The organism is Phytobacter ursingii (genome assembly GCF_001022135.1).
GTDB classification, from domain to species: domain Bacteria; phylum Pseudomonadota; class Gammaproteobacteria; order Enterobacterales; family Enterobacteriaceae; genus Phytobacter; species Phytobacter ursingii.
This window is the reverse complement of record NZ_CP011602.1, coordinates 5,380,616-5,405,973: the sequence shown is the minus strand read 5'-3', so window position 1 is coordinate 5,405,973 and position 25,358 is coordinate 5,380,616. Positions and strand designations below refer to the sequence as shown.

Below are 25,358 nucleotides of genomic sequence, written 5' to 3'. Positions count from 1 at the left end.
GGAATGCGCGGCTTATTTTCGTTTATGAATTGCTAAAAATGAATGGGGCATATGGCTGGACGAATCCCACGTGTTTTTATCAATGATCTGCTGGCTCGCACCGATATCATCGATCTGATCGATGCGCGGGTGAAACTGAAAAAGCAGGGCAAGAACTGGCACGCATGCTGTCCATTCCATAACGAAAAAAGTCCTTCCTTCACCGTAAACGGTGAAAAACAGTTTTATCACTGCTTCGGCTGTGGGGCGCACGGCAACGCGATCGACTTTCTCATGAACTACGACAAACTCGAGTTCGTGGAAACCGTCGAAGAACTGGCCGCCATGCATAACCTGGAAGTGCCCTATGAAGCAGGCAACGGGCCAAGTCAGATAGAGCGCCACCAGCGGCAAAGTCTCTATCAGTTGATGGATGGTCTGAGTGCGTTTTATCAGCAATCCCTGACGCAACCTGCGGCTGAACCGGCGCGCCAGTATCTGGAAAGACGCGGTTTAAGCAGCGATGTCATCGCCCGTTTTGCGATTGGTTACGCCCCTCCCGGCTGGGACAACGTTTTAAAGCGTTTTGGTGCAAACCAGGAAAATCGTCAATCTCTGATTGATGCGGGCATGCTGGTCACTAACGATCAGGGACGCAGTTATGATCGTTTTCGCGAAAGGGTGATGTTCCCTATCCGCGACAAACGTGGTCGGGTAATGGGATTTGGTGGCCGAGTGCTGGGTAATGATACGCCCAAGTACCTCAACTCCCCGGAGACCGATATTTTCCATAAAGGCCGCCAGTTATACGGGCTTTATGAAGCGCAGCAGGACAATGATGAACCGCAGCGGCTTTTAGTCGTGGAAGGTTACATGGATGTGGTTGCGCTGGCGCAATATGGCATTAACTACGCCGTTGCGTCACTCGGCACCTCGACCACAGCAGACCATATACAGCTGTTGTTTCGGGTAACGAAAAACGTCATTTGCTGTTATGACGGCGACCGCGCGGGCCGCGATGCCGCATGGCGTGCGCTGGAAACCGCATTGCCGTACATGAGCGACGGGCGTCAGCTACGCTTTATGTTCCTTCCGGACGGCGAAGACCCGGATACGCTGGTTCGTAAGGAAGGCAAAGCAGCGTTTGAAGCGCGGATGGAGCAGGCAATGCCGCTCTCCACGTTTTTGTTTAACAGCTTACTGCCGCAGGCGGACTTGACCACCCCGGATGGGACAACGCAACTTGCCGCGCTGGCACTGCCGTTGATTTCGCAGGTGCCGGGTGAAACGTTACGTATCCAGCTCAGGCAGTTACTGGGCAATAAAATTGGCATCTTCGACGACGCGCAGCTTGATCGTTTGATGCCAAAACAGGCGGAAAATGCCACGGCCCGGCCGGCGCCTCAGCTAAAACGCACAACCATGCGTATACTGATAGGATTACTGGTCCAGAGTCCGGAACTCGCGCCGTTAGTGCCTCCGCTGGAGGGGCTGGATAAATCCAGAATGGCTGGACTTGGCTTATTTACAGAACTGGTCAACACTTGTTTGTCACAGCCTGGATTAACCACAGGGCAGCTTCTGGAACAGTATCGCGGAACAAAAGAGGCCGCAACCCTTGAAAAACTGGCGATGTGGGACGATATAGCAGATAAAGACATTGCAGAAAAAACGTTCAACGACGCGCTCAATCATATGTTTGATTCGATGCTTGTACAGCGGCAAGAAGAGTTGATAGCTCGTGACCGCACCCATGGTTTAAGCAGCGAAGAACGCCGGGAGCTCTGGCAACTAAACCAGGAACTGGCGAAGAAATAAAAAGACAAAATCATTCAGGTTGTATCAAAGCGGCAAGAGAACGCAGCTAATGCAGAGACAACGTGAAGGATAAAGTATTCAACGGCTTAAGTGCCGATAATCGTTCGGGAAGCACCCGACAGCCGCATTGAGGGGCAGCGGCAAAAATATAAGTAAGCCCTCGTTAGACCAAGTTGGCGGTTTTTAATTTCGCTAACCGACACCAACCCTCTTGAATTAAGTGTGGATACCGTCTTATGGAGCAAAACCCGCAGTCACAGCTGAAACTTCTTGTCACCCGTGGTAAGGAGCAAGGCTATCTGACCTATGCCGAGGTCAATGACCATCTGCCGGAAGATATCGTCGACTCCGATCAGATCGAAGACATCATCCAAATGATCAACGACATGGGCATTCAGGTGATGGAAGAAGCACCGGATGCTGATGATCTGATGCTTGCTGAAAACACCGCGGACGAAGATGCTGCCGAAGCCGCCGCGCAGGTGCTTTCCAGCGTGGAATCTGAAATCGGTCGTACGACCGACCCGGTGCGCATGTACATGCGTGAAATGGGCACCGTTGAGCTGTTAACCCGTGAAGGCGAAATCGACATCGCCAAACGTATTGAAGACGGCATCAACCAGGTACAGTGCTCCGTTGCTGAGTACCCGGAAGCCATCACCTATTTACTGGAACAATACGATCGTGTCGAAGCGGAACAGGCTCGCCTGTCCGATCTGATTACCGGTTTCGTCGATCCGAACGCTGAAGAAGATCTGGCGCCTACGGCGACCCACGTCGGTTCTGAGCTCTCTCAGGAAGACCTGGACGATGATGACGAAGAAGACGAAGACGAAGATGGCGATGACAGCAGCGATGATGACAACAGCATCGACCCTGAGCTGGCGCGTGAAAAATTTGCTGAGCTGCGTACTCAGTATGAAGTAACACGTGACACCATTAAAGCAAAAGGCCGCAGTCACGCAGCAGCGCAGGAAGAGATCTTAAAGCTCTCCGAAGTCTTCAAACAGTTCCGTCTGGTACCGAAACAGTTCGATTACCTGGTAAACAGCATGCGCATCATGATGGACCGCGTACGCACCCAGGAACGCATCATCATGAAGCTGTGTGTTGAACAGTGCAAAATGCCGAAGAAAAACTTCATTACGCTGTTCACTGGCAACGAAACCAACGAAACCTGGTTCAATGCAGCCCTGGCGATGAACAAGCCGTGGTCTGAAAAATTGCATGAGGTCTCGGAGGACGTTCAGCGCGGCCTGCAAAAACTGCAGCAGATTGAAGAAGAAACTGGCCTGACTATCGAGCAGGTGAAAGACATTAACCGTCGTATGTCTATCGGTGAAGCGAAAGCGCGCCGTGCGAAAAAAGAGATGGTTGAAGCGAACTTGCGTCTGGTTATTTCAATCGCCAAGAAATACACCAACCGTGGTCTGCAGTTCCTCGATCTGATTCAGGAAGGCAACATCGGTCTGATGAAAGCGGTAGATAAGTTTGAATACCGTCGCGGTTACAAGTTCTCCACCTACGCAACCTGGTGGATCCGTCAGGCAATCACCCGCTCTATCGCGGATCAGGCGCGCACCATCCGTATTCCGGTGCATATGATTGAGACCATCAACAAGCTCAACCGTATCTCCCGCCAGATGCTGCAAGAGATGGGCCGCGAACCGACGCCGGAAGAACTGGCTGAGCGCATGCTGATGCCGGAAGACAAAATCCGTAAAGTGCTGAAAATCGCTAAAGAGCCAATCTCCATGGAAACGCCAATTGGCGATGATGAAGATTCGCATCTGGGTGATTTCATCGAGGATACCACCCTCGAGCTGCCGCTGGACTCTGCCACCACCGAGAGCCTGCGTGCCGCCACCCACGACGTTCTGGCTGGCCTGACCGCCCGTGAAGCGAAAGTCCTGCGCATGCGTTTCGGTATCGATATGAACACCGACCACACGCTGGAAGAAGTGGGTAAACAGTTCGACGTTACCCGCGAACGTATCCGTCAGATCGAAGCGAAGGCGCTGCGTAAACTGCGCCACCCGAGTCGCTCTGAGGTTCTGCGTAGCTTCCTGGACGATTAATTCGCCTGCATTTTACGCCTAATCAGACGCCATCCTTCGGGATGGCGTTTTTTTTACCGCTAATAATGGGAAAAAGGAAACCAGATATCAATGTCAGACTATTCCATATCAACCTAAATATATTTTTAATATGAATGTAAAAACAAAATTACTTGATAAAATAAATACAAATCATCGATAAAATATTATCTCATTACGTTTTTATCGTTCTGGATAATGCATTCACGCCAAATTCACTTCACTTTATAAAAGTCATAAAAACCATATATTTCAAAATATTATGCATGCAAAGACGATAGTAAAAACGATTAATCCTAAATCAACAAATCCGTTTATGTTGTGTATAAGTGCCGCTTGTGCTAAAAAGCAGGGGAATAAAAACAGTCCCCAAATTCGTAAGTTTCAAATGTACTTCATAAAAGTCACCGCCACGGTGACGGGTATTTATTTGCATTTCTAAAAAATGGATGGCAGCTGAGTGGTATGTCCTAAATCGGTTGCTGTGACGGTGCGCCTGTTAACGGTGGTCTGGACCGTCACGTAGAGATTACCAACAGGAAACAAAATGGATTTTGACTTGAATACGGAAGCTGAAGAGCAAGCGCTGATTGACAGCGTACGCAGCACGTTGACGGAACAAGGTGATGCACTCCGCCATCTGGCAGAAGCCATCAATGCGGAAGCCTACAGCGCCGCATTAAGACTGATTGTGGCCTGTAAAGGCCATGTGATTGTCTCCGGCATGGGAAAATCCGGGCATGTCGGACGTAAAATGTCTGCAACCCTCGCCTCAACCGGTACCCCCAGCTTTTTTGTTCACCCGGCAGAAGCGTTCCACGGCGATTTAGGGATGATCACCCCCTACGATGTGCTGATGCTGATCTCCGCCAGCGGTGAAACGGATGAAGTGCTTAAGCTGGTGCCTTCATTAAGAAATTTTGGCAATAAAATCATCGCCATTACCAATAATGCACACTCGACGCTGGCAAAATACGCCGATGCCATCCTTGAGTTGAATATGGTCAGTGAAACCTGCCCTAATAATCTGGCGCCGACAACCTCCACCACCCTGACGATGGCCATTGGCGATGCCCTGGCGATTGCACTTATTCACAAACGTCACTTCAAACCCGACGATTTTGCCCGCTATCATCCGGGTGGTTCACTGGGCCGTCGCCTGCTGACCCGCGTGACCGATGTGATGCAATCGGATGTACCTTCTGTGGATATTGACGCAACCTTCCGTCAAATCATTCAGGAACTGACCAGCGGTTGTCAGGGTATGGTAGCCGTCAAAGCAAATGGCAAGCTGGCAGGTATCATTACCGACGGCGATCTGCGTCGTTACATGGAAAAATGCGAAGACTTTGTCAAGGGTACCGCAGCAGACATGATGACCCGCAATCCGATTACCATGCCGCAAGACACCATGATTATCGATGCAGAAGAAAAGATGACCAAACACCGCATCTCAACCCTACTCATTACCAATGGATCACAGGATGTGATTGGTTTAGTCAGGATTTTCGACTAATTCCTCATCTGTATATACCGAAATAATAAGTCATCCCATCAGCAGATTTTGCCGGAGGGAATAACGTTGAAAGTGACATGTCTACACACAAAGTGAAGTTACTGGCCTCCTCGCTACGCGCGTGTACGGCCAAATTTAACCTTGCCTGGATCCAGCAGCACCTTGCCTGGATTGTTATTGCCGCCCCGATGGCGTTACTCGTCATCTATTTGGTGATTTTCAGCCAGCCTCGCTATATGAGCGAATCGAAGGTCGCGGTAAAACGTCCCAGCGACATCGAAGCTTCCAGCCTGAATGTCGGATTGCTGCTGGGCGCCTCCACCTCCAGCTCCGGCGAAGACTCTCTCTATTTAAAGGAATACATCAACTCAGCGGATATGCTGAAAGTACTCGATAAACAGCTCGATTTTCACGATGCATGGAGCCATAGCGGGCTGGATTTTATTTATCATCTGTCTAAAGACACAACGGCGGAACAATTCCTCAATTACTACCGCGATCGCATTTCTGTGGTATTTGACGACAAAACCGGTTTGCTGACGATTCAGACTCAGGGTTTTACACCAGAGTTCTCACAGCGGTTTAATAAAGCAGTCCTCAAAGAGTCAGAGCGTTTTATTAACGAGCTCTCACATAAAATCGCCCGAGACCAGCAGAACTTCGCCCAGGAAGAATTACGGCAGGCCCGTGTTCGCCTGGATAAAAGTAAAGCGGAATTACTGAATTATCAGAATCAGAACAACATCCTCGACCCTGAGGTCTCCGCAACGGCGGCCACATCGCTGGTGATGACGCTACAGGGTAAAAAAGTTGAGCTGGAAGCCGAGCTGCGTAATTTACTGAGTTATTTGCGTGAAGATGCGCCCCAGGTCATTAGCATTCGTAATTCAGTAAAAGCCCTGCAGGCGCAGATCGATGCAGAACAGAACAAAATCACCGCGCCAGGCGATAAGAAACTCAACAGCATGGCGGCTGACTTTGACGAGATTAAAGCTCGCGTCACCTTCGATACCGAAATCTACACAATGGCGATCAAAGCCATTGAAAAAACACGCCTGGAAGCGGCACGTAAACTCAAAGTGTTGTCGGTTATCAGTTCACCACAACAACCGGAAGAGTCCAGTTTTCCCAGGAGCGGCTACCTGCTGGCAAGCTGGTTGTTAGTCTGCTGTCTACTCTTCGGCACGATCAAATTGCTGCTGGCCGTGATTGAAGATCACAAAGACTAATTTTGGACGCACAGTGAATTTTACAGAGTTGAACATGAAATTATTAAAATCGGCACTGCTTCTTCTGGTCTGCCATACGGTCTTTGCGGCTGGTCCGACTGCTATTACAGCCGATCCGAATTTGACAGGGGCGGCGCCGTTGCCGTCGATTATCGCCGGCAAAACGGAAGAACCCCAGGACGCAACAGGGTTTGACAACACACCGCCACCTGTGGCTGCCGCTTTGCCCAGTCGCATGTTCGGCGCACAACTATTTACCTCTATCAGCGCGGCCTCAGGCGCAGGTCTGGGATTCAACCCAGGCTATGTCATTGGTCTCGGCGATACTATCCAGATTCGATTGTGGGGGGCATTCCAGTACGACGGAGCGCTGACCGTGGATCCGAAAGGCAATATTTTCCTGCCGAATATTGGCCCGCTGAAAGTTTCGGGTATGACCAATGCGCAGTTGAACAATACCGTCACCAGTAAGATCAAAGAAGTTTATACCTCTAACGTCAACGTTTATGCCTCTCTGCTGCAGGCCCAGCCGGTTAAAGTCTTCGTGACCGGCTACGTGCGTAGCCCCGGCTTATATGGCGGCGTCGCGTCTGACTCCCTGCTCTCTTATCTGAGCAAAGCCGGTGGCGTCGACAGTGAACGCGGCAGCTATGTTGATATCATCGTCAAACGTGGCAAATCGGTTATCTCACGCGTGAACCTATACGATTTTCTGCTGAACGGTAAGTTGGGCCTGTCGCAGTTTGTCGATGGCGATACCATCGTCGTTGGTCCACGCCAGCATACGTTTAGCGTAGAAGGTGATGTGTTTAACAGTTACGACTTTGAGTTCGCCACTAGCACCATTCCGGTTACAGAGGCACTCAGCTGGGCGCGTCCGAAACCCGGCGCCACCCATATGACCATCATTCGTCAGCAAGGCGCCATAAAACGTAGCGAATACTATCCGCTTAGCTCCGCACCAGGTCGCTCTCTTCAGGACGGCGACCGACTCATTGTGAGTTCAGACCGCTATGCAGGCACCATTCAGGTACGTGTCGATGGAGCCCATTCCGGCGAGCATGCAATAGTTCTGCCCTACGGCTCGACTATGCGTCAGGTCCTGTCGCAGATCCGCGCGAACAGCATGTCACAGATGAAGGCTATTCAGTTGTACAGAACGTCAGTGGCGGAGCGCCAGAAAGAGATGCTGAATCTGTCTTTGCAGAAACTGGAAGAGGCCTCTCTGTCAGCACAATCCTCGACGCAGGAAGAGGCCCGTTTACGTATGCAGGAAGCACAACTGGTCAGCCGCTTCGTCAATAAAGCGCGAGAAGTCATTCCGAAAGGGCAGGTCGTACTTAATGAAAGCAACATCGACTCAGTCCTGCTGGAAGATGGTGACGTCATCATGATACCGGAAAAAACCTCGCTGATTATGGTGCACGGAGAAGTGTTGTTTCCGAATGCCGTCACCTGGCAGGACGGGTTGGATGCGGATGACTACATCAAGAAATGTGGCGGGCTAACGCAAAAATCCGGTAACTCGAAAATTATCGTGATTCACCAGAACGGCGAGTCGGTTGACGCTGATGATGCAGGAAAACTGCAGTCCGGTGATGAAATCATGGTTCTGCCGAAATACGAATCGAAAAATATCGAAGTTACGCGAGGTATTTCGACCATCCTTTACCAGCTTGCCGTTGCGGCCAAAGTTGTGCTGACAATCTAATCAGCTCTGTAGCAGATGCTTTCCCCGGCATGCCGGGGAAAGCGAAACAAGCAGCGGTAAAAACGTTTTCTTCTTTAATCAACGGATTGATATTGATGGAACGAATGAAAAACATACTGGGTATTTACTCCGGAGGGATCTGGCGTATTCCGCATCTGGACAGCTTTCTACCAGGAGAACATCTGCGGCTTTCGCCTTTCAAAACCATCCCTGAGCAGGTGAATGCTATTGTCGTCTGGGGCCAGCGCCCCAGCGCGCGAAAACCTGTTGCTATGGCGCAATCAGCGGGTCTGCCAGTCATCCGCCTCGAAGATGGTTTTATTCGTTCTCTCGGCTTAGGTGTTCAGGATTGTTCCCCCCTCTCCATCGTCGTTGATCATTTTGGCATCTATTACGACGCTTCGGTTCCGAGCGCGCTCGAATGCCTGGTCAAAGATAAGGCAGGCAATCAGCCACTGGCAGCTGAAGCGCAAGCGATGATGCGCGCCATCGTTGACAATGATTTGTCGAAATACAATCAGGCGCCGCCGTTTGTCGCACCGGATATTATGCCAGAGGCCGTACTGGTGATTGACCAGACATTTGGAGATATGTCTGTCACCAAAGGCAACGCCGGGCCGGAAAGCTTCCAGCAGATGCTCAAGGCGGCAAAGCAGGAAAATCCGCGTGCAGAAATTTGGGTGAAGGTGCATCCGGATGTGCTATGCGGCAAAAAGACGGGCTATTTTAGTAACCTCAAATCCGACAGCCGTGTGCGCGTGTTTGCCGAAGATGTCAGCCCGCAATCGCTGTTGCGGCACATGCAAAAAGTGTATGTGGTCACCTCGCAGTATGGTTTTGAAGCGTTGCTGGCAGGCAAACCCGTCGTCTGCTTTGGGCAGCCATGGTACGCGGGCTGGGGACTAACAGATGATCGTCATCCTAAGGCCAGTGAGCTTGCCGCACGCCGATACCCCTCCACGCTAAGCAATCTGTTTACCGCCGCCTATTTGCGCTATTGCCGCTACCGACACCCCGTAAGCGGAAAACCAGCAACGCTGGCCTGTGTTGTTGACTGGCTGTCCTTACAGCGTAACCACAGTCTGGTGCGTCGCGGTACGCTATGGGCTCCGGGATTGAGCCTGTGGAAAACTGCAATTCTCAAACCTTTCCTGAAAACAGCAGAGAATCAGGTTCGCTTTGCGAAGCAGTGTCCACAAGCCAGCGCGCTTATCGTCTGGGGCACACGGGGAGAGAAAAAATGGCAGGCGCAGGCAGATGCACAGCATATTCCACTGTGGCGAATGGAGGACGGATTTATCCGTTCCTCCGGCCTGGGCTCCGATCTGCTCGCGCCACTGTCTTTAGTACTGGATAAAACCGGTATCTATTACGACGCATCACGTCCCAGCGATCTGGAAAATCTGTTGAACGCGAGCAACCTGAGTGAGCGTCAGCGGGAGCGCGCACAAGCGCTACAGCAACAACTCGTGCACAACAAAGTCAGTAAATACAACCTTGGACAGGACTGGCACTTACCACCTGGGGCGGCCGGTAAGAAAGTCATTCTGGTACCCGGTCAGGTGGAAGATGACGCCTCGATTCTGACCGGGACATTGTCTGTTAACACCAATCGGGATTTATTGCGTACGGTACGCGAGCGTAATCCTGGCGCGTTTATTGTCTTTAAACCGCACCCGGATGTGCTGGTTGGCAACCGTAAAGGGCAAGTCGTGGCAGAAGATATCACCCGTTGGGCCGACTGCCAGGCGCTGGATGCCGATATCATTCAGTGCATCCAACTCGCAGATGAATTACATACCATGACCTCTCTGTCTGGCTTCGAAGCCCTGATGCACGGTAAGCGCGTATTTTGCTATGGCATACCTTTTTATGCGGGTTGGGGTCTCACACAGGATGAGCACCAGATTCCTCGACGATCCCGCCAGCTCACGCTTACGGATTTAGTCTGGCAAACGCTAGTCGCGTATCCAACCTATATCCATCCGCAGCGGATGGAACCGATGCAGGCAGAAGAAGCCGCGCTGTGGCTAAGTTCCGCCCCTCGCGGTGAAATGAAAATCACGAAGAAGAATACTGGTCGATTAATCAGACAGTACCGCAAGTTATTGATGTTTTATAACGTTCGCTTTGGTTAACGTTAACCTTGGACTCATGGACGATGATGCAAAACAATTCCGTTAAGACATTACTCGCGGGGAAAAAATACTTGCTGTTGCAAGGACCGATGGGGCCTTTCTTCAATGATGTCGCCAACTGGCTGGAGATGCTGGAACGCGAAGCGGTAAACGTTGTATTTAATGGTGGCGATCGTTTTTATTGTCGACAACGTCAATATCTTACTTATACACAAACGCCGAAGGAATTCCCGACCTGGCTGAAAGAGACCTGGAAGGTTTATCCGTTCGACACCATCTTGTGCTTCGGTGACTGCCGTCCATTGCACAGAGCGGCACATGCCTGGGCGAAAGCGAAAGGTATTCGTTTCCTGGCTTTCGAAGAAGGCTATCTGCGGCCGCATTTTATTACGCTTGAAGAAGGTGGAGTGAATGCTTTCTCTGCCCTGCCCCGCGATCCTGATTTTTACCGGAGCTTGCCCGAATTCTCGCCATCAGAACCCCAGCCGCTAAAACCGTCTTCTGCTCTGCGCTACATCCATGCGATAGGGTATTACCTTGTCGGCTGGCGTTATCGCCATGAGTTCACTCACTATCGACATCATAAATCTTTTTCACCGTGGTACGAGGCAAAATGCTGGGTGCGTGCGTGGTGGCGTAAGCAATGGTATGGCTGGAGACAACGGGGTGTAATGGAAACGCTGCAGACGACACTCAATCACCGCTATTATCTTGCGATTTTGCAGGTCTATAACGATAGTCAGATTCGCAACCATAGCCCATATGCTGATGTCCGGGATTATATTAATGACGTTATCTTCTCGTTTTCACGTAAAGCGCCTAAGGAAGATGTACTGGTCATTAAGCACCACCCGATGGATCGCGGGCATCGTCTGTACCGGCCACTCATTAAGCGACTGAGTAAGAAGTATGGCGTGACCAATCGCGTAATATACGTGCACGATTTGCCGATGCCGGAATTACTGACACATGCCAAAGCAGTGGTGACGATTAACAGTACGGCGGGTATTTCAGCGCTGATACATAACAAGCCGCTGAAAGTGATGGGCGATGCCCTGTACGACATCAAAGGGATGACGTATCAGGGACATTTGCACCAGTTCTGGACGGCAGAATTTAGGCCGGACATGACGTTGTTTAAGAAGTTCCGGGGGTATTTGTTGGAGAATACACAGATTAATGCGGTGTATTATGGCGGAGATAGACTGAGGCAAGTAATAAAACCCGAAAAGCACCGGCATAGTAAAAGGATTAACATGCCCATAAAATAAAGAAAGGCGTTAACAGTTTTTAAGCGCAATTAATTCATTGTTGCTTTTAGTTTTGTTCGTACAGCTTTCAAATGCTCAAGTGTATTTTGATAAGCAGGATGAATGAGATGGGATCTCTTTAAGGCTTCCAGAGAAGCCATTAGCTTTCCATTTTGATGCAAATAGACTCCAAGCCTGTTCCAGGCAAAGCCATAAGCAGGATATTTTTCGATACAACGCTTAATTGCCTTATTATAATTTTCACTAAATGGAGCATCGAACAATAAAGGATAAATATCTTCTGGATACAGTTCAGTAGCCATGTGGCCTCGTCCGATAAATGATCTCCCTCCCGATAGAAATTCATTAAAGAAATTAACGATACCAATCTGCGCATTTAAGTACTCAGGTACAATATGTGCAGCGCAAGCACAGGAATATAATGAAAAATTTTTATCATATTTCATTGATAATGCACAAAAAGAATCTACGATATCAAACTCGCCAAATATCATATTAACATCAAGACCGGAATAGTCCAAATACCTGATATCATTAAATTTGTCTAATACTTCAAAATGATTCTCAGCACTTTTTGAATAGGGCAATTTCAGCACTGTTTCAGTACCAAATAAAATAAGAGTTGTATTTACCTTGCGGCTTGAGAGCGCTCCATAGACTAAAGCACCATATCCGCCCATAGATGCCCCTAAACAAATAACTTCGTGTATATGATGGCTAAGGCAAAAACTATCCAACCTCTCTGATAAGGCCTTGAATGCGGTTGGTAAATCATCTCCCAGACTAACTAAACCGTTTTGATACCAGGAAAAATCAGAAGGTGTTATATGTAATACATTAACATTCAATCTTTCAAATGTTTTGTAAAAACTAAAATTTCCGGGCCCCGCCCCTCTGGAAGAAAAAACAACAAACAATCGTTTGTCCTGAATGTCTTTAGCCCGCCATAAATAATAATCCCGATGCAAATCACCAACAGGACCGATTTCAAAGCCATTTAATTCTTTTTCCATCAAGCACTCCATATTCTATACTCCCTGAAAAGCCCATATTGCAATGTCATGATAACAGTCTAAAGAAATAATAAAATTAAACATAAAAAAACAGAAACTCACTTACAATAATTTTTATATAAAGATACCATGCTCAACCAGCATAATATCTTTAAAATAAACACCCCTATAAAAAATAGATTTTTTAATTAAATCTTTTTTTATCTTTAAAAAAGACCCGAAGAATTTTTAAATAAGATTTTTTGGAATCATTAAAGAAAGAATACGGATCTTTGATGAACTTCGAAAACTTTCTTTGCTTACTGGTTTTAATTGGATGCGCATATGTCGGTTTTTTCGATGCAACAGTGGCGGGACCCGCAACGGAAACATTATTAATGTCAGTGCCAGAGTTATTTCCCATGACATAATTATAGTAAGCAGAAGCACCTTTTTTCCATTTTGAGCACTTGAGCAATTCCTCAATAATTTTTGGATCAATTGAGCCTTTTGCATCTTTATAACTATCAAGTACCGGAGATATTAAACACACGGATCCTCCCCCAAAAACATTTTCGACTTCGTGTGATGAAAACATCCCGGCGTCTTTTCCATTAGGGTTATTGGCAAAGTTCAATATGATTTGTGAAGAAAGAATGGATGAGAACTCAATATAATTAAAGTATGATCCAAACCTAATCTTAATGTCTGTCACGAAATCTAAAACTCCCTGGTGGGTCCTCAGTAAAGCCTTTCTTCTGATCACTTCTTCTTCTGCTTCTAAGAACACCATTTTTCGGTTATTGCCTTTACCTTGCATTTTTATAAGACTTCCTTCCGGAGAGCTTAAAGCAGCTTCAAAAATAAAAACGTGATCATTCAATCCATGTCGATAAGCAATTTTATGGTCATCTAAACTTTGTAAGAAGCCCTCAAAATGGTCATTATCAAAATAATCGCGGCTATGATGATGGGTTAAAAAATAAAAACCGTGCAAACTATCACATTGAATAATCTTCTTAAGGTAGTATTGCATTGAACCACTATAGCCAATATCGACAACAGCAGTATTCTCATTTAAACAATCATTAATAAAGCCAATATCATTTAAATAGTCCTTATAACTCTCGCGCTCTTCTTCGGCATTAGCAAAAATAAGATATTGAATATCTGTCAAGAAAGAAATCAACCTCCCAAATTCAAAATATGGTGATACCATACTATCTTTTTTAAAATTATATTTATTCAAATAAGTCTGATCGATGTCATCTATATTTAAACCAAATCGCGAGGAAAGAAAATCACTAAGTCTTCGTGCATTAAAGTTTTGTGATGCGACTTCGATAATATCTTCGATTGTACGAACAGAAGAGACCATTGCTGTTCTTCGAGAACTGTATAAATACTCGGTTTTTATGTCAGATAGATTACCCGGATAGTAAAAATCAAACGCTTGCTTTAAGATCCAGCCGTCTCTGGACAAAAAATAGACTTTTTTTATTCCTAATCTTCTGACTCTACGGTATAGCCATTGAGTAAAACCGGTAACTAATGGCCCTATTGCCATATATCCATAATTATATTCATCTGCATTAAAAACAGATTCCTTATTTATTTTAAACCAGTGCCCAGCATGATACTTGTTTGCGAACATACCATTGATTATTGAACTAGAAACCCCTAAATTATTAAGGCTTGAGCGCATAACGTCAGCAATACGCGACTTTTTATAATTATCAATTGCCTTGGGAAATACATATGACTTCATTCCATTCTTTTTTGCCATTTCTCCGTCAGCCTGATTGTTATCGCCGATATGGAGAGCCTGTGCAGGTAAAATAGAGTGATATTTTTTGATATAATTCAAGTAATCAGGATAAATAGTCCCATTATGTTTTCTTGTTTTTGTTTCTGCAGAGACCCATAATTTATTATATCCGCGAATATTAACTTTTTCTAATATCCGTTCGATTACGTCTCGCGATAAATAAATGTCTGTTATAATGGATACGCTTTCGCATATGATTTGTGAAAAATAAAATTCTCGGATCATTTCCTTTTTAGGATGGACTAATTCAACCTCAGCTTCGATTTCAATATTTTTTATGATATTAAGTTCAGGCACCGATAAATCGAAATATCGAGGGAATCTGTTATAAATTTCATCCAGAGTGATCTCAAATTCACCTCTTGATTCTCGACGAAGATCGATTTCCGCTTGCCGCCTGATGTAATAGAAAGGAAAGTTTTTATTTTTTAATACTTTTCTAATTCTTGGCTCAATCAGATTAAATAATTCATGAGGTTCAACAAAATCGCGCTCAACTAATGTATCAAATAAATCGTATGAAACAGCTCTGGCATGCGACATAGCAACCCGAAGATGATCCACATCAGGAGTAATGTCACATTCAACAAGTGTCTTCTTTAATAACCAATCTCTGTTACCAGAAACAATATCCTTTCTGATATCTTCAATATCTTTTTTATCACTAAAATAGTCATATTCATAACACTTAGCTTTAAACTTTGAAAACAAGCGCCTTAAAATGATTATATATTTATCACCATCGAATAAATCATTTTTGTGCGATAGATGTATTTTAGATAGTAAAGTGTATATTATATTATCACGATCATATTTTTCCCCAATGTTTACATCCCTGAAAAAATCTTGTATTGAATTATGTGAGGAAAATATATCAACTTGAGAGCACCCCAAACCAAAATAAGGTATTTGCCACAATGCGGCTTGATAACCTATAGACGACGAAACGGATAATGCCCCATCAATATAAGGTAAAATGAACTGTGTAGGTGTGGGCATATCTTTCTCTGAGAAATATATAAATCCAGAAAAATTATCTGACAGATATTTTAGTTGTTCATCATTTATTTGTCGTTTATATCCATGTTCAGTAACAATTACGCCTATTTTATCAGAAGTATGAGCCAGAACGTCTTTGACCATTTCAAACTGGCTAGCATATTGAGTACAACCATTATAGGAGAAATAATTATCAACCTGACATGCCAGCACGATCAATCTGTCAAATCTCTCATACAGTGAGGAGATATACTTCTTCAACGGATGATGAGTTGCTAAACTTTCAGTCGTCTGCTTTCGTAATAAATTAATAACGTCACGCTCATCACTACTTATTTTCTCCTGGCGAATCCGTTCAGCATATTTATATTGATATGAATATTCATATAGCCCGCAAGGATCTAAAAGGCCATAGGCCGGATAAGGTGCGCGAGAGAAAATCCCAAACATTGAATTGAGTAGAAGTGCATCGGGAAACATTTCTTTCAAGAATGGAACGGGACTTTCAGGTAATGGTGCCAACTTACTGATTTAGTGTACGATGGTGTTTTTGAGGTTCTCCCGTGGCTTCCATCTCCATCAGTTGTCCCTCCTGCTCAGCTACTGAAGGCGTGGTGCGTAACGGTAAAAGTACTGCCGGACATCAGCGCTATCTCTGCTCTCACTGCCGTAAAACATGGCAGCTACAGTTCACTTACACCGCCTCTCAGCCCGGTACACACCAGAAAATTATTGATATGGCCATGAATGGCGTCGGATGTCGCGCCAGTGCACGCATTATGGGCGTTGGCCTCAACACGATTTTACGACACTTAAAAAACTCAGGCCGCAGTCGGTAAACTCACGCATACAACCGGGCAGTGACGTCATTGTTTGCGCGGAAATGGACGAACAGTGGGGTTACGTCGGCGCTAAATCACGCCAGCGCTGGTTGTTTTACGCGTATGACAGGATACGGAGGACGGTTGTGGCGCACGTATTCGGTGAACGCACGTTGGCCACGCTGGAGCGTCTTCTGGGCCTGCTGTCGGCCTTTGAGGTCGTGGTATGGATGACGGATGGCTGGCCGCTTTATGAATCACGCCTGAAGGGAGAACTGCACGTTATCAGCAAGCGATATACGCAGCGCATTGAGCGGCATAACCTGAATCTGAGGCAGCATCTGGCAAGGCTGGGCAGGAAGTCACTGTCGTTCTCAAAATCGGTGGAGCTGCATGACAAAGTCATCGGGCATTATCTGAACATAAAACACTATCAGTAAGTTGGAGTCATTACCGGACTTTCATAAGAAATAATTAAATCAGGGTAATAACTCTCAGGAATGCTCTCACGAATAATACCTTTGATTACATTATTATCTTTTTCATTCAGGGTATTATGATATAAAGAAATGCTGGTACTACAATTATCTTGTGACAGCCTACTTTCAAAAAAATCCTCATCAACAATAAAGCATTCTACGTCATCAAATTTTAGACCATTCTTTATAGCTTGTGTAAAAATGTTTTTTGAAAGAATAATTTTCACTTCAAGTGATGGGTCAGCATTTTTTAGACCTTGAATTTCAGGTAGTAGGTACGAGCGCAAAGTCGCATACCTGAACATTTTATCATTTAATTCTGTACGCGGATCCAAATAATATAGTATCGATTTCATTTATATTCCATTATTTAATTTAAATTAATCCAAATAATTACAAGGATTCATTTTCTTTATACTTTTCGATGGCGTCACTGATGTTATCAAAATACTCACAAACATTATTACGCTCAAGCAACAAAGCGGCAGAACAGTATTCACTTAAAGAAGCAAGGCTATGTGAAACCATCAAAAAATTAGATTCTTCATGTTTTTCTTTAAACAACTCTGCACATTTATTTTTAAATCTTGCGTCACCAACAGCTGTGACTTCATCTACCAGATAATAATCAAATTTAAAAGCCATACTTAACCCAAAACCCAGACGAGATCGCATACCCGAAGAGTAAGTTTTTATTGGCATATCAAAATATTTTCCCAACTCAGCAAACGCTTGTACAAAGGCAACTTTCTCTTTTAACTCTTCTTTTCTTGCATATAACCTGGCAACAAATTTCACATTTTCTCTCCCCGTTAAGCTTCCCTGAAATCCACCAGAGAGCCCGACAGGCCATGAGATAGTTTTATCTGTGAATATTCTCCCGCAGTCAGGACGATCTATCCCACCAATCATGCGTAAAAGCGTGGATTTTCCCGCTCCATTGCGTCCGATTAATGCAATACTTTTTCCCGTTGGCAGTGCTATTGAAAGATCTTTAAAAACATAATGCCTTCCCATTGGGGTTCTGTATGATTTACTCAAATTTTCAATACAAATCATGATGTCAACATTGCCTCTTCACGGGTACGATATAAAGCCATGCCTAAAAAAAGCGAAGCCAGCGCGCAAAACATTAAATAACTTAGACTTGCACCTTCACTGATATAACCCGAGACCACAGATTCGCGACTTAACTCAATGACATGTACGATAGGGTTCCATAATAAGTAAGGCCAGTAATCTTTAGGTATAGCATGTAGTGGAAACATCACACACGAAATGAAATATAGTGGTTTAATTATTATCGGCAAGAACTTCTCAGTTTCTGGAAATGCATTACCTACAACCATAAATACAAGCCCCATGCCAAAAGAAAAAATGATCAGCAACATCCACGTTGCTATCAAAACAAGAATATTCGCAATAGAAAACTCTTCACCTAATAAACCAACCACTGCCATTAAAATGATATAAACTCCACTATAAATTAACAACTCCAGAATAACTCTGGCTATAATCGTATCTATTGGTTTTACTGGCCTATAGTTAAATAACCCTAAATTTGCCTCAATGGCGCCGATGGATCTAATAGCTATATTACTAAACAAAAAATAAGGAATTAAACCATTAAGCAAAAATACAGGAAAAGAAATATCAGGCATGTTGCGATGCATAATATAACCAAAGATTGCTAATAGAATAAGCAAATGTGCTGTTGGTTCCAGTATCGCCCATAAGTACCCTAATCGATACTTACCAAAGCGTGTCTTAATTTCGCGCAAGAATAATGCTTTCACAGCCGCTTGCTGTACTTCTAAACCACTTCTGACCATCATCGTGTAACCTTGATATCGTGAGACACGCTACCGCCCCTGGCTCTAGCTACCAGCATGCTCGGGCGCGTTGTATAAACCAAACAGGAAATTAGCTTGCTAATTTCCTGTTTGGCAGAACATCACTTTTCTGGAATAAATTTATTGACAGGAAGATAAAGAAGGAATGATAACAATTGCGAGTATCTTCCTGATACAAAACTCCTGAAATCCTAAATTAACTATAAATGTAGCGAGGTGTCCTGATAAAACATATAACTTAAAAGCATTAATATAATGTTATAAATCAATAAGAAAAATAGTACAATTGTTAACTCAATCGACCAATAATGATTATTTTATATCAGATAATTATAAAGACATCAAATTTGTAATTTGAATAGTTTCATTTAGCTCCATTAATTTAGTTATAATATTTATACGCCGAATAATTCATGCTATTTCTTTTGTTTTTTCCAATTTACACACTTTCCTCACCTAAAACATAATGTATTTAATATTAAAGAACAGATTAATTTATTCATTGTAGTGATACTTTTCGAGAATGAACGTTATCGCGTATCAACAATCACGTAGAAAGCAACTCATGCTAAGTCAGCAGAATCCTCTCGTATGCTGTTCTGTTTCACCTGCAGAATTTTTGCCCCCCTAGGCTTGAGGTCATCTCATGATAATTTTGTTGTCTCCTGAGGGCTACAGAGAGGCTCCTTTGCCAACTTCCCATTGTCCGGAACAATGAGTACCGTGAATCAATCGTCATCCATTATGTTTAACAATTTGAACCTCGCTGCTATAGCCTAATTATTGAGTGATACCGAATCAGTTGCTCTTCCGCTGGTTACTGTAAGCAGTCAATACTGCCAACCCGATGAATACCATACCAGATACGATTTTTTGCGCTTAAGGAGCGCCTGGTATATCCAGAGTATTTGGTGATATTCAGTTTACAGAAAACAGCACGCAGCCTGGCACGAGCTTATCGAGAACATCTTCTCTACCGCTGCAAGACGCGGGACTTAAGTATAAAGGATTGATTATGAATTGTTTATAAAACAGGCAGATGGATGGTTGAGGCTGGATCGCCTGAACAAGTTACTTTATAATTGCCCGCCACGGCCCCTTAGCTCAGTGGTTAGAGCAGGCGACTCATAATCGCTTGGTCGCTGGTTCAAACCCAGCAGGGGCCACCAAATTTTAGTTTTAAAATCATATAATTAAGCCACTCCATTGGGTGGCTTTTTTATTGCTACACGTAGTACTGCCCCCTTTTTGTCCCCTCATTTAAAAGCCTCACTTAATTTAATCGTTTCTTTGTCATATGATCAGCTTGTTTTGAATCAAATGGGATTTGAGCTATGGCCTTAACTAAATGCAAAGAATGTAAAAAAGAAGTATCAACCTCAGCAAAAACCTGCCCACACTGTGGCGTAAAAGATCCGGGCACTACAGCAGGTCAAATGTTCATCGGCCTTCTAGTTGTAGTGGGCTTAGTATGGGGAGGGGTAAAAATCTTTGGCGGAAGTGATGATAATTCAACTACAAAAACGGATACCCCCAAGACCTGTTCGGCTAGTGATGGGCAATGCCTGACCTGCCCCCAGAGTTAGATACAACCTTCAGTTAGTAATGTCGGTTGGTTTTTCTTCATATTTCCCGTTTCGCCAGCCCGCTGCAAATTCAGCCGGCGTCAGGTAATTCAGTGATGAATGTGGTCGACACTCGTTATAATCCAGTCGCCAGTCATTAATGATCTTCCTGGCGTGAACAATATCGCTGAACCAGTACTCATTCAGGCATTCATCACGAAAGCGTCCGTTAAAACTCTCAATAAATCCGTTCTGCGTTGGCTTGCCGGGCTGGATAAGTCGCAGCTCCACACCATGCTCAAAAGCCCACTGATCGAGTGCGCGGCAGGTAAACTCCGGGCCCTGATCGGTTCTTATCGTAGCCGGATAGCCGCGAAACAGCGCAATGCTGTCCAGAATACGCGTGACCTGCACGCCTGAAATCCCGAAGGCAACAGTGACCGTCAGGCATTCCTTTGTGAAATCATCCACGCAGGTCAGGCACTTGATCCTGCGACCTGTGGCCAGTGCGTCCATGACGAAATCCATTGACCAGGTCAGATTGGGCGCCATCGGGCGGAGCAGCGGCAGACGTTCTGTTGCCAGCCCTTTACGACGTCGTCTGCGTTTTACACTCAGGCCATTAAGTTGATAGATGCGGTAAACCCGCTTGTGGTTAACGCAAAGACCTTCACGTCGCAGAAGCTGCCAGATACGCCGGTAACCAAAACGGCGGCGTTCAAGTGCCAGCTCTGTGATGCGTAGAGACAGCTGCGCGTCAGCAGGCGGACGCTGAGCCGAATATCGGCAGGTTGACAGGGACAGACCTGCCAGCCTGCAGGCACGACGTTGCGACAGACCCTTAGCCTCGCACATGACTTCCACGGCTTCCCGCTTCTGGTCTGTCGTCAGTACTTTAGCCCAAGAGCCACCTGAAGCGCCTCCTTATCCAGCATGGCTTCAGCAAGCAGCTTCTTGAGTCTGGCGTTCTCTTCCTCAAGAGACTTCAGGCGCTTAACCTCAGGCACCTCCATACCGCCATACTTCTTACGCCAGGTGTAAAAGGTGGCGTCGGAAATGGCGTGCTTACGGCAGAGCTCACGGGCAGAAACGCCGGCTTCGGCCTCGCGGAGAATACAGATGATCTGTTCGTCGGAAAAACGCTTCTTCATGGGGATGTCCTCATGTGGCTTATGAAGACATTACTAACATCGCGGTGTATTAATCAACGGGGAGCAGGTCATGCCTATTTGATAAGAACTGGCCTGATGCAGCGACTAGCTGCCGCCCTTTGATAGAAAGATCAGCAAAGCATGAATTCGAGTGGACGGATGGAATGATGACGCCCATGTTTTCGCATTTCCGCCTTAATGAGGCGAACAAACAAATAATATTCATTGGAGACAAAGTTAAATTTACAAACGGCTTCAATGCAAAAACTACGATGACATACAGTTGCACCTACGACCTACAAGGTAAGAAACTCATCAATTTTGGGATTACCGAAGGTAAACTTTGAATTCCGTACCCCGCCTATGCGGGGCTTAATTTTTTCAGTTTTGAAATATGTACTAATCTTTCACAACCCGCACCAGTGGTGGCTTTGTTGAAATATACTATCAACACACTCCCGTCACGTTTGATCTTCTAAAAGTACGCAAAGTTAAATTTATCTTTTAATATCATGATGTTGATTAAAAAACCTCATTCCACCCTCGCTCCTTAAAACTGAAAAACACTAAAATCTTTTTCAAACTTTTCAGTTTGAAGAATCGCGCAAGCCGCCAGCGCTGGTGCGGTCTGGCGGTACAGTTTGTAGAAAAATAAAACTGAAAAATTTACCCGATCCAAAAACCTCAGGCGGGTGCGGTGTAGCGCCGTTTTTGTCTGCGGCGTCTTTATTTTGTTGGGGTATTGCTGCGCCAGCCTGCCGGGGTGCGTTTGATCGTTTCGTGGGATTACTTGCGGATGTTCTGTCGGGAGAGGCGCTCACAGCGCGTTGCAGCGCGTCTGACGAAGGGGCATAAAAAAGCCCGCACACTGGCGGGCTAAAATGAAGTCATTCAGGCAATGAAAGCGGCGTATTTTCCCCTGGTTGTTCCTGCTTTTGTCGCCGTCTGTGTGAACGCACCAGCCTGGACAGGCGCGCCCGTTCCGGAGTGTGTATGGCTGGCACACTGACTGGCCAGCTCCGCCAGCAGGTCGATAGTGTCCAGTAGCATGGTCAGGGCATTGGTCTGTTCGGTGCCGATATGCACGGTCTGGCCAATCACCTGCTGACCAGCGGCCACGCTCCTGCGCAGTGCTGCAATCTTTTCTGTCAGCGCGCCGCCCGTCTCGATATCGATATTCCCGGCCACCCTGCTGGACTGCCACCCGTCAATCTCGGTTTCGGCATCACCCTGAATACTGGCCAGATAATTTCCCCCTGCGGCCATCGCATAATCGCCTGTGACAACCTGCTGAACAGCCCCGGCCATCAGTGTGGACGTGCCAAGTACGGTTGTCTTATCCGTCGCTTTGACCGTTGTTTCCCGTATGACCAGCTCCCGCTTTTCGCTGTCGGCGGTCACTTCACGGAACATGGACGTCTCGCGGATGGCCTGATCGGTCTGCCGCTCCCAGTCACCGCTCTGGGTAACGCGGTGCGAGACACCCTCGCGTTGTTGTTGCAGCTGCTCGCCGGGCTTCACGTCCGGCAGTGTCTGACGTACAAACGGCTTATCCGGGCGTCCGCCTGTGAAACCCACTTCCACCAGTGTTCCCTCTGGCAGAAACTGGAACATCCCCGAATCATTCCCGGCCATAGGAACCGGTAAGCGCAACATTCTGGTATCGACATTTGTCCCGCACGAACGCCTTTCACGTCAGTGACTTTAGCCGCTTTGCGCTGGATTACATCGTTTTCGGTAACGCGTTTATTGAGAGGCGGTTAAGCCTGTCAGGCAGGCCGGTTAAATATGAAACCTCACCGGCGAAATATACACGCCGGGGAGTGAAGGAGGACACTTACTGGTTTATTCAGAATTTCACACAGCCCCCCCCGTTAGCACCTGGTTCGGTCTTCCAACTTCTGGAGCCTGACATTAGCCAGGAGCTTTACGGAATGCCGGAATATATCAGCGCACTTAATTCAGCGTGGCTGAACGAGGCGGCAACGCTGTTTCGCCGCAAGTATTACCAGAACGGCGCACATGCGGGTTACATCATGTACGTGACGGACGCCGCACAGAGTAGCACTGACGTTGAAGCATTGCGAAAGGCAATGCGTGATTCGAAAGGGCTCGGCAATTTTAAGAACCTGTTTTTCTACGCGCCGAATGGAAAGGCTGACGGCATAAAAATTGTGCCACTCAGCGAGTGTTGCCACAAAGGATGACTTTTTCAATATCAAGAAAGTCAGCGCCGCTGACCTGCTCGACGCGCACCGCGTCCCGTTCCAGTTGATGGGAGCCAAGCCCGAGACGGCAGGCTCAATCGGCGACGTTGAGAAGGTGGCAAAGGTGTTTGTGCGCAATGAACTTAAGCCATTGCAATCGCGGTTCCTGGAGCTCAATGAATGGGCAGGGCAGGAGATCATCAGATTCGAAAAATACATCCTTGACGACAATGACGTGACAGCCTCCTGATGGCGGCTTTTTCATATCTCCCCGCCAGAGCGCTCCGGCGACGCCATACGCCCCGCAAACATCGCGCCACCTAACAATGCCCCTTTTATCCCGACGCGGGAGAGGCGCGCCCAGGCTCGGTAAAAATAAAATAATAACTGCCTCAGCGCGCAGTGCTTTCCCCGCCTTGCCTGCCCGCTTTATGGGGCGGTTTGAATGCAGTTGCATCGGTTCACCAGATCCTTGCCAGCACTGGCACCGGTCAGGATCAAAAAAATTACATGACGTATGCAAAACGATGCATTAAATGCATGCAGCCAACTAAAAAGCGTTTATCCGGTATTAAAGCGTGTTTATTTATCCTTCACACGCGTTGCACCCTGATAAATCTTACTCACGACATACACGCCAATGATCGCGACCAGGATTGATGCAAGTCCGATAAAAATCATCACCGAGAGGAACGGGCTGAACAGACCGCCCAAACTCGTAAATCTGCTAAGCATGACAAGTGTTTCGCCTGATACCGTTCGTAACACGATCTCCGGAATTGTTAGAAATGAAATAATTACGGTCAAAACGTATATGAGAACTTTTCGGCTTTTTTTCATCTTCATCCTTGCCCCTGCGAGCGACCATGATCAATCATTAACCAAGAATGTTACAACAAGGCACATGGAAATGGCAGAAAACTATCTTAAGTGGAAAACTCAGTCAGACAGAAATATGGCAATAGCTGTAACCAAAGCTTTAAGAGAGATCCATGCAGGACAAATGGAAACAATCGAAAAAGTAAAACTTGGCGGCCAGCGACTTATCAACTATGGCTCATGCTTTGTGACTGATGAATACTATAGGAGTACATGCCATGAGCAGTGGCAGGAAGATTCGCGATTAATTTTGTCTCTGGTAGAAATCTACAACAGAAATGATGTTGTACTTGATATGGTTCAGCTTTATTTTCAGAAAACATTCAAACGTCTCGGAGACCAGAAGAGCATTACCTTAATGTCCTATCTAAAGCAGAAAATTGGAGAGAAAGCCTATGACGCGGTTGACCGATCGAGCAAGCTAGCTCTTTCACTGACTATCGCTAAATTGATTGTAAGCAGTGCAGATTTTCAGGAATCACATATTCGAAAAGTTAATGAAATGTCCACATGGTTTGTGAAACTGACAACATTCTATTCTAAAGCTCAGATCGCAGCACTGGCAGCAAATAAACTGAAATTTCAGGATTCGGAATATTACCAATTACTTTATCGAGAAAAGCTGGAAATGCTATACTTTCTTATTGAACCTCAAATGTCTAAAATAATCTATGAGGTAAAATCTGGTGGATACAATGAAGAAGTCATTGGTGACGCTTTGTATGAGATCTTGAAAAGATGAAAAAGTTTTTATTGTTTCTGTGGGGGGCTCACTCTCACTTAGTCCCCATTGCACTTATACTGGCAGGCGCTTTTTTGTTTATTC

Annotated in this window: 16 protein-coding genes, 1 tRNA gene and 2 pseudogenes; 11 read left to right on the top strand and 8 right to left on the bottom strand. The window is 46.0% G+C overall.

The genetic code is table 11. The features are described from left to right. Positions 1-51 precede the first annotated feature (51 nt). The 7 genes from dnaG to AB182_RS29055 all read left to right on the top strand — a co-directional run bounded on the left by dnaG (position 52) and on the right by AB182_RS29055 (position 11,758). A complete protein-coding gene (gene dnaG, locus AB182_RS29085; protein ID WP_047373069.1) occupies positions 52-1,797 on the top strand; it encodes a DNA primase in 1,746 nt (581 codons plus the stop codon). Positions 1,798-2,033: 236 nt separating this feature from the next. Then, positions 2,034-3,875, top strand: coding sequence for an RNA polymerase sigma factor RpoD (gene rpoD, locus AB182_RS29080; protein ID WP_047373068.1), 1,842 nt, complete (start codon positions 2,034-2,036; stop codon positions 3,873-3,875). Between the two features lie 565 nt (positions 3,876-4,440). Further along, positions 4,441-5,409 (top strand): KpsF/GutQ family sugar-phosphate isomerase, encoded by a 969-nt coding sequence (locus tag AB182_RS29075; protein WP_047373067.1) that lies wholly within the window; start codon positions 4,441-4,443, stop codon positions 5,407-5,409. Positions 5,410-5,486: 77 nt separating this feature from the next. Then, entirely contained in the window at positions 5,487-6,638 is a 1,152-nt protein-coding gene (locus tag AB182_RS29070; protein WP_047373066.1) for a capsule biosynthesis protein, read from the top strand. A 34-nt stretch (positions 6,639-6,672) separates the two neighbouring features. Next, positions 6,673-8,349 carry a polysaccharide biosynthesis/export family protein gene (locus AB182_RS29065; protein WP_047373065.1) on the top strand — a complete coding sequence of 559 codons (1,677 nt, stop codon included), beginning with the start codon at positions 6,673-6,675 and terminating at the stop codon, positions 8,347-8,349. A 113-nt stretch (positions 8,350-8,462) separates the two neighbouring features. Continuing rightward, positions 8,463-10,487: a capsular polysaccharide biosynthesis protein gene (locus tag AB182_RS29060; RefSeq protein ID WP_047373477.1), complete on the top strand. Its 2,025-nt coding sequence runs from the start codon at positions 8,463-8,465 to the stop codon at positions 10,485-10,487. 26 nt (positions 10,488-10,513) lie between these two features. Continuing rightward, a complete protein-coding gene (locus AB182_RS29055; RefSeq protein ID WP_047373064.1) occupies positions 10,514-11,758 on the top strand; it encodes a capsule biosynthesis protein in 1,245 nt (414 codons plus the stop codon). 29 nt (positions 11,759-11,787) lie between these two features. Here the strand turns inward: AB182_RS29055 and AB182_RS29050 are convergent, their stop codons facing one another. Together AB182_RS29050 and AB182_RS29045 are read right to left on the bottom strand one after the other, a co-directional pair. Continuing rightward, positions 11,788-12,771 carry a tetratricopeptide repeat protein gene (locus AB182_RS29050; RefSeq protein WP_047373063.1) on the bottom strand — a complete coding sequence of 328 codons (984 nt, stop codon included), beginning with the start codon at positions 12,769-12,771 and terminating at the stop codon, positions 11,788-11,790. 184 nt (positions 12,772-12,955) lie between these two features. Continuing rightward, positions 12,956-16,099, bottom strand: coding sequence for a hypothetical protein (locus tag AB182_RS29045; protein WP_223883571.1), 3,144 nt, complete (start codon positions 16,097-16,099; stop codon positions 12,956-12,958). Positions 16,100-16,140: 41 nt separating this feature from the next. Here AB182_RS29045 and AB182_RS29040 point away from each other — a divergent pair. Continuing rightward, positions 16,141-16,838, top strand: a protein-coding gene (locus tag AB182_RS29040; protein WP_223883564.1) for an IS1 family transposase whose coding sequence is annotated in 2 segments (ribosomal slippage) — positions 16,141-16,390 and positions 16,390-16,838 — 699 coding nt in all. Because the reading frame shifts where the segments join, the coding sequence is not laid out codon by codon here. On the opposite strand, the gene AB182_RS31635 is transcribed toward AB182_RS29040, so the two are convergent. The 3 genes from AB182_RS31635 to AB182_RS29025 are packed head-to-tail and all read right to left on the bottom strand — an operon-like array spanning position 16,832 to position 18,709. Then, positions 16,832-17,233, bottom strand: coding sequence for a hypothetical protein (locus AB182_RS31635; protein ID WP_047373062.1), 402 nt, complete (start codon positions 17,231-17,233; stop codon positions 16,832-16,834). The genes AB182_RS29040 and AB182_RS31635 overlap by 7 nt on opposite strands. A gap of 37 nt (positions 17,234-17,270) precedes the next feature. Beyond that, a complete protein-coding gene (locus tag AB182_RS29030) occupies positions 17,271-17,936 on the bottom strand; it encodes an ABC transporter ATP-binding protein (protein ID WP_047373061.1) in 666 nt (221 codons plus the stop codon). After that, complete coding sequence (locus AB182_RS29025) at positions 17,933-18,709, bottom strand: ABC transporter permease (RefSeq protein ID WP_047373475.1); 777 nt, start codon at positions 18,707-18,709, stop codon at positions 17,933-17,935. Before AB182_RS29025 ends, AB182_RS29030 begins: the two co-directional genes overlap by 4 nt. Before the next feature lie 1,114 nt (positions 18,710-19,823). On the opposite strand from AB182_RS29025, the gene AB182_RS29020 reads away from it, so the two are divergent. Then, positions 19,824-19,899, top strand: a tRNA-Ile gene (locus tag AB182_RS29020). Positions 19,900-20,325: 426 nt separating this feature from the next. Here AB182_RS29020 and AB182_RS29015 read toward each other — a convergent pair. Continuing rightward, positions 20,326-21,446, bottom strand: a protein-coding gene (locus tag AB182_RS29015) for an IS3-like element ISKpn34 family transposase (RefSeq protein WP_120773466.1) whose coding sequence is annotated in 2 segments (ribosomal slippage) — positions 20,326-21,194 and positions 21,194-21,446 — 1,122 coding nt in all. Because the reading frame shifts where the segments join, the coding sequence is not laid out codon by codon here. 891 nt (positions 21,447-22,337) lie between these two features. Next, positions 22,338-23,093 (bottom strand): annotated as a pseudogene (locus AB182_RS29000) (hypothetical protein); the annotation flags it as partial. Here AB182_RS29000 and AB182_RS32240 point away from each other — a divergent pair. Continuing rightward, positions 23,092-23,903, top strand: a pseudogene (locus AB182_RS32240) (phage portal protein); the annotation flags it as partial. The pseudogenes AB182_RS29000 and AB182_RS32240 sit on opposite strands and share 2 nt — an antisense overlap. Before the next feature lie 332 nt (positions 23,904-24,235). On the opposite strand, the gene AB182_RS32735 reads toward AB182_RS32240, so the two are convergent. Next, positions 24,236-24,388, bottom strand: a complete 153-nt coding sequence (locus tag AB182_RS32735; RefSeq protein WP_167337865.1) for a hypothetical protein — start codon at positions 24,386-24,388, stop codon at positions 24,236-24,238. Between the two features lie 175 nt (positions 24,389-24,563). Between AB182_RS32735 and AB182_RS28985 the strand changes: the two genes are divergently transcribed. Further along, positions 24,564-25,274 carry a hypothetical protein gene (locus tag AB182_RS28985; protein ID WP_047373060.1) on the top strand — a complete coding sequence of 237 codons (711 nt, stop codon included), beginning with the start codon at positions 24,564-24,566 and terminating at the stop codon, positions 25,272-25,274. The last annotated feature ends 84 nt before the right edge of the window (positions 25,275-25,358 follow it).

Bases quoted from the DNA above. Each gene is read 5' to 3' on its own strand.
- dnaG (WP_047373069.1), top strand. From the start codon at position 52: ATGGCTGGACGAATCCCACGTGTTTTTATCAATGATCTGCTGGCTCGC.
- rpoD (WP_047373068.1), top strand. From the start codon at position 2,034: ATGGAGCAAAACCCGCAGTCACAGCTGAAACTTCTTGTCACCCGTGGT.
- AB182_RS29075 (WP_047373067.1), top strand. From the start codon at position 4,441: ATGGATTTTGACTTGAATACGGAAGCTGAAGAGCAAGCGCTGATTGAC.
- AB182_RS29070 (WP_047373066.1), top strand. From the start codon at position 5,487: ATGTCTACACACAAAGTGAAGTTACTGGCCTCCTCGCTACGCGCGTGT.
- AB182_RS29065 (WP_047373065.1), top strand. From the start codon at position 6,673: ATGAAATTATTAAAATCGGCACTGCTTCTTCTGGTCTGCCATACGGTC.
- AB182_RS29055 (WP_047373064.1), top strand. From the start codon at position 10,514: ATGCAAAACAATTCCGTTAAGACATTACTCGCGGGGAAAAAATACTTG.
- AB182_RS29050 (WP_047373063.1), bottom strand. From the start codon at position 12,771: ATGGAAAAAGAATTAAATGGCTTTGAAATCGGTCCTGTTGGTGATTTG.
- AB182_RS31635 (WP_047373062.1), bottom strand. From the start codon at position 17,233: ATGAAATCGATACTATATTATTTGGATCCGCGTACAGAATTAAATGAT.
- AB182_RS29030 (WP_047373061.1), bottom strand. From the start codon at position 17,936: ATGATTTGTATTGAAAATTTGAGTAAATCATACAGAACCCCAATGGGA.
- AB182_RS29025 (WP_047373475.1), bottom strand. From the start codon at position 18,709: ATGGTCAGAAGTGGTTTAGAAGTACAGCAAGCGGCTGTGAAAGCATTA.
- AB182_RS32735 (WP_167337865.1), bottom strand. From the start codon at position 24,388: ATGCTTAGCAGATTTACGAGTTTGGGCGGTCTGTTCAGCCCGTTCCTC.
- AB182_RS28985 (WP_047373060.1), top strand. From the start codon at position 24,564: ATGGCAGAAAACTATCTTAAGTGGAAAACTCAGTCAGACAGAAATATG.